Source organism: Agrococcus sp. HG114, assembly GCF_024723325.1.
Taxonomy (GTDB): Bacteria; Actinomycetota; Actinomycetes; order Actinomycetales; family Microbacteriaceae; genus Agrococcus.
In genome coordinates, this window is the sequence record NZ_JANQCH010000139.1 from 1 (window position 1) to 5,772 (window position 5,772).

Annotated in this window: 3 protein-coding genes; all 3 read right to left on the reverse strand. The window is 75.0% G+C overall.

The annotated features are described in order from the left end of the window. Positions 1 to 862 (reverse strand): CaiB/BaiF CoA-transferase family protein (locus NWP09_RS11245; RefSeq protein WP_258275601.1); only part of this gene is annotated, 862 nt, incomplete at its 3' end. A gap of 216 nt (positions 863 to 1,078) precedes the next feature. Then, positions 1,079 to 3,556, reverse strand: a complete 2,478-nt coding sequence (locus NWP09_RS11250) for an ATP-dependent DNA ligase (RefSeq protein ID WP_258275602.1) — start codon at positions 3,554 to 3,556, stop codon at positions 1,079 to 1,081. A 1-nt stretch (position 3,557) separates the two neighbouring features. Beyond that, positions 3,558 to 4,610 (reverse strand): Ku protein, encoded by a 1,053-nt coding sequence (locus tag NWP09_RS11255; protein ID WP_258275603.1) that lies wholly within the window; start codon positions 4,608 to 4,610, stop codon positions 3,558 to 3,560. Positions 4,611 to 5,772: the final 1,162 nt, after the last annotated feature.

A 5,772-nucleotide genomic window follows, 5' to 3' on the forward strand; every position in this document is an offset into this window, starting at 1 on the left:
CCGGCGCACCGAGCAGCGCCGCGAACGCGCGGAACTGCGCGTCGGTGCCGATCGCGACCGCGAGCGGCCCGTCGGCGGCCGCGAGCAGCTGGTAGGGCACGATCGACGGATGCGCGCTGCCGGCCCGGCGGGGCTCGGTCGGCCGGGCGGGCGGTGCAGCGGGCGACGCCGCGCCGGGCACCGCCTCCGCCGAGATCGGCCCGAGCACCGCTTGCGCCTGGTTGACGAGCGCGGCCTGGATGCTCGAGAGCAGCGCGACCTCGACGAGCCCGCCCCGGCCGGTCGTGCCGCGGCGCACGAGCGCCGCGAGGATGCCCGCGAGCGCGTCCTTCGCGGTGAGCACGTCGACGAGCGCGACGCCCGCCTTCGTCGGCGGCCCGTCGGGATCGCCGCTGATGTGCATGAGGCCGCTCGCGGCCTGCACGACGAAGTCGTAGCCGGCGCGCTCGGCGCCGCCCGGCTGCGCGCCGAACCCGGTGATCGAGCACCACACGAGCCGCGGGTGCCGGGCGCGCAGCGCCGCGCGGTCGAGCCCGAGGCGAGCGGCGGCGCCCGGGCGGAAGTTCTCGATGACCACGTCGGCGCCCGCGACGAGCTCGAGCGCGAGCGCCCGGTCGTCGGCGTCGGCGAGGTCGAGGGCGATCGACTCCTTGCCGCGGTTCGCGCTGTCGAAGTACGTGGAGCCGGTCGCCGACGCGGGCGGCGCCCACGCGCGCGTGCCGTCGCCGCCGGGCTGCTCGACCTTGATGACGCGCGCGCCGAGGTCGGCGAGCGTCGCCCCGACGAGCGGGCCGGCGAGCACGCGCGAGAGGTCCGCGACGACGAGGCCCGCGAGCGGGGCGTCGTCGATCGGCTCGGGCATGCTCCTCAGCATGCCCGATGCGCGCGCCCCTCCGCCGCGCCGCCCCTGCCCCGAGCCACCGCGGCCGCGAGCGCCCCGCGCCCCCGCCCCCGCACGTCCGCTCGGTCGACGAGTGTCGGCCGGTTGTCGTCGCGCCGCCGCCCGACGGCATCTGGCCGACACTCCTCGGCGGGGGCGGCGGGGGCGGCGGGGGCGGCGGGCGGCGGGGGCGGCGGGCTACGGGTTCAGGTCGGCGAGCGCCTTGTCGCGGCGCAGGCCCTTCCAGACCGGGTGGCGCAGCGCGCCGGACGTCGTGCGCTCCGTGTGCTCGACCTCGCCGACCGCGCCGCGCACCCAGTGCACCTTGCGCGCGACGTCGGCGGGCAGCCCCTCGATCGCCGGCGCGGTGCGCCGCGGCTGCAGCTCGTCGCGCAGCCGGTCGCGATCGCGCCCCGAGAAGCCCGATCCCACCCGGCCGGCGTAGCGCATCCGCCCGTCCTCGCCCGGCAGGGCGAGCACGAGCGAGCCGACGGTGCCGGCGAGCGAGCCGTTGCCCTCGAGCCAGCCGACGACCGCGACCTCCTGCGACTGCTGGTGCTTGAGCTTGCGCCAGTCGTCGCTGCGCCGGCCCGGCTTGTAGCGGCTGTCGTGCCGCTTGGCCATGACGCCCTCGAGGCCGCGCTCGGCGGTGACCTCGAGGATCCGCGCGAGCGAGCCGCGCAGCGGCTTCGAGATCTTCACGCGCGCGCTCTCGTGCACGAGCTCGTCGAGCCGCGACTGCCGCTCGTCGAGCCGCTCGTCGACGAGCCGCTCGCCGCCCTCCTCGAGCAGGTCGAACAGCACGAGCGTCGCCGGGGTCGCCTTCGCGGCGCGCACCGCCTGCCGGCCCGAGAGCCCGCCGCGGTCCTGGAGCGCCTCGAAGTCGGCCGCGCCGCGCTTCAGGATCACGACCTCGCCGTCGAGCACCGCATCCGCCTCGATCGCCTTCGGCACCGCCTCGACGAGCTCGGGGAAGGCGCCCGAGAGGTCGCGCCCGTTGCGGCTGAGCAGCCGCACCGATGAGCCCGAGCGCTCGACGAGCACCCGCCAGCCGTCCCACTTCACCTCGAACGACCACTCGCGCTCGTCGTCGATGCCGGATGCATCGCCGAGCGTCGCGAGCATGGGCCGCAGGTCGGTCGGGGCGTCGCCCTTCGCGCGCGCCGTGCGCCCGAGCCTCGGCGCGAGCCGCCGACGCGGCGCGGGCGGCGCCGCGGGCTCGGCCGCGTCCGCGTCGTCGGGCTCCTCGCCGCGCGCCGCGCGCGCCTGCGCGGCCTTCGAGGGCGCGTAGCCCTTGAGCCGCGCGTCGCGCTCGGCGTCCTGCTCCTTCATGCGGTGCACGAGCCACTGCCGCTTCTCGGCGTCGGTGCGGATGAGCGCGAACCGATACGGCTCGCCGCCGAGGCCGCCGTCGGGCTGCCCGTGGAGCGTCGCGATCACCTCGTCGTCGCGCCACTTCTCGAGCTCGTACGTGCCCGAGTCCCAGATCTTCACGACGCCCGCGCCGTACTCGCCCTTCGGGATGGTGCCCTCGAACGAGCCGTACTCGAGCGGGTGGTCCTCGGTCTGCACGCCGAGCCGGTTCTGCTTGGGGCTCGACGGCAGGCCCTTCGGCACCGCCCACGAGACGAGCACGCCCTCCTGCTCGAGCCGGAAGTCGTAGTGCAGCCGCGTCGCCTGGTGCTTCTGGATGACGAACGAGCGCCCGTCGGTCGGCGTCGGCGGCTCGGCGGGCACCGGCTCGGGCGTGCGGTGCGCCGAGCGCATGCCGCGGTACTTCGCGAGCCGGTCGGGCGGCGGGTCGAGCGACGCGATGAGGTCGCCGTCGCGCTCGAGCCGCTCGAGCACCTCGGTGTACTCGAGCTGCTGCAGCCCGCCCGCCTCGATCTCCTCCCACGTGCGCGGCGCCGCGACCGTCGGCCGCAGCCGCCCGCGCAGCGAGTAGGGGGCGACGGTCGTCTTCGAGCCCGAGTTCTGGCTCCAGTCGAGCAGCACCTTGCCCTCGCGCAGCGACTTCTTCATGTCGCTCACGATGAGCTCGGGGTGCATCTGCTCGAGCGAGCGCGCGAGCGTGTGCGCGACCTCGCTCGCCTGCTCGCTCGTGACGGTGCCGTCGAGCCGCGCGTACAGGTGGATGCCCTTCGAGCCGCTCGTGAGCGGCACGGGGTGCAGGTCGATGTCCTCGAGCACCTCGCGCACCCACAGCGCCACCTGCGCGCAGTCGTCGAGGTCGGCGCCGGGGCCGGGATCCAGGTCGAGCACGAGCCGGTCGGGGTTCTGCCGCTCCCCGTCGAGCATGCGCCACTGCGGCACGTGCAGCTCGAGCGCGCCCATCTGCGCCATCCACGCGAGCACCGCGGGCTCGGTGAGCACCGGGTACTGCTTCGGGCCCGTCGAGTGCTGCAGCTCGACCGTCTGCACCCACTCGGGCGCGCCCTTCTCGAGCGTCTTCTGGAAGAACACCTGCCCGGGCTTCCGCTCGGTGCCGACGCCCTCCGTCCAGCGCTTGCGCGTGACGGGGCGGCCGCCCGCATGGGCGATGATGGGCTCGGATGCGCGCAGGACGTACTCGAGGACGTCGCGCTTCGTCGTCCCGGTCGACGGGTACAGCACCTTGTCGGGGTTCGTGAAGCGCAGGCTCCGCCCGCCCACGACGATCCGGTCGGCGGCCGCCACGTCAGGCGGACTTCCGCTTGCTCGCCGCCGTCGACTTCGCTGCCGGCTTCTTCGCGGCCGGCTGCTTCGCCGCGGGCTTCTTCGCCGCGGGCTGCTTCGTGGCCGGCTTCGACGCCGTGCCCTTCTTGGTCGCTGCCGCCTTCGCGCCGGAGCTCGCCGGCGCCTTGCGGGAGCGGGCCGCTGGCCTCGCGCCGGCGTCCTCGTCGGCGTCCTCCGACTCCTCCGACGCATCCGAGCCCTTCGACGCGCGCGAGCCCTTCGGCGCATCCGCCCCCTTGCGCTTCTCGACCGAGCGCTGCAGCGCCTCGAGCAGGTCGATGACCTCCGCGCCCTCCTCGTCGTCGGTCTCGCCGAACGTCGCGGCGGTGTCGAGCGCGTCGCCCTGCTCGAGCTTCGCCTCGACGAGCGTGCGCAGCTGCTCCTGGTACTCGTCGACGTACTGCTCGGGGTCGAAGTCGGCCTCGAGGTCGCGCACGATCGACCGGGCGAGGTCGAGCTCGCGCTTGCCGACGCTCAGGTCGTCGCCGAGCGAGTCGAACTCGGCCGCGCGCACCTCGTCCGACCAGCGGATCGTCTGCACGAGCAGCACGTCGTCGCGCACCCGCATGGTCGCGAGCCGCGTGCGCTGCCGCAGCGAGAGGCGCACGACCGCGGTGCGCTCGGTCTCCTCGAGCACGCGGCGCAGGAGCACGTAGGCCTTCGGGCTCTTCGAGTCGGGCTCGAGGTAGTAGCTGCGCTCGAACAGGATCGGGTCGATCTGCTCGTTCGGCACGAACTCGAGCACCTCGATCTCGCGCGAGCGCTCCGCCGGGAGCGCCTCGAGGTCGTCGCCCGTGAGCACGACGGTCTGCTCGCCGTCGTCGTACGCCTTGTCGATGTGCTCGTACGCGACCTTCTTGCCGCACACCTCGCACTTGCGCTCGTAGCGGATGCGCCCGCCGTCGGCGTCGTGCACCTGGTGCAGCTGCAGGTCGTGCTCCTCGGTCGCGGAGTACAGCTTCACCGGGACGTTCACCAGCCCGAAGGTGATCGAGCCCTTCCAGATCGCGCGCATGGCTTCACTGTCCACCATGGGTCTGCGGCGCACCATCGGCGACTTCTCAGCCAGCATCCGACCGGGTGCGCCGGGAGGCGCACACAGCGGCGTGCGAGAATCCGCGCATGACGGTCGTGCATCCGGCGCCGCGATCGCCCCGCACGTTCGGGGTCGAGGAGGAGGTCGCGCTGCTCGAGCCCGCGAGCCTCGACCCCGTCGACGTGGCCGAGGAGGTGCTCGCCGAGGTCGAGCGCGGCGTCGAGGGCCGGGTGAGCCACGAGTTCCTGCGCTCGCAGCTCGAGCTCTCGACACCCGTGCTCGTCGACGCGCCCACGGCCGACCGCGTGCTGCGGCGCTGGCGGAGCGCCGTGGGCGCCGCCGCCGAGCGGCGAGGCCTCGTCGCGGCGAGCGTCGGCACCCCGATCGGCCGGGAGCGCTCGCGCGTGAGCGACGGCGACCGCTACGCCCGCTTCGACGAGCTGCTGGGCGCCGCCCGCCCCGACCACCGCATCCAGGGCCTGCACGTGCACGTCGCGGTGCGCTCCCGCGACGAGGGGGTCGCCGTGCTGCGGGCGATGCGCCCGTGGCTCGCGCCGCTGCTCGCGCTGTCGGCGAACTCGCCGTGCTTCGACGGCCGCGACACGGGCTTCGCGAGCTGGCGCACGATCGTCGGCCGCCGCTTCACGACCGCGTCGGTGCCGCCCGACTTCGCGGACGCGGCCGACTACGAGCGCCGGGTGCGCGCGATCGTCGGCCTCGGCGCGACGATCGACGAGCACTCCCTCTTCTGGATGGCGCGGCTCCCCGAGCACTACCCGACGGTCGAGCTGCGCGTGTTCGACGCGCAGCTCCGCGCCGACGAGACCGTCGCGCTCGCGCTGCTGAGCCGGGCGCTCGTCGAGACGGCGGCGGCGGGCGAGCTGCCGCACGCGGCGGCCGCCCGGCAGCCCGAGCTGCTCGACGCCGCCGTGTGGCACGCCGCGCGGCACGGCACGGAGGCGGACCTCGTCGACCCGGCCTCCGCATCCGCCGCACCCGCCTGGGTGGTGATCGAGCGGATGCTCGGGGCCGCCCGCCCGGCGCTCGAGGCGACGCGGGACTGGGAGCGGGTCGCGGCGTTCGCGGCTCGCGTGCGCGCCGAGGGCTGGCTCTTTTACACATCTGACGCTGCCGACGACCC

Excerpts from the sequence above, each read along its gene's own strand:
- NWP09_RS11255 (WP_258275603.1), bottom strand. The coding sequence starts at position 4,610 with ATGCGCGCGATCTGGAAGGGCTCGATCACCTTCGGGCTGGTGAACGTC.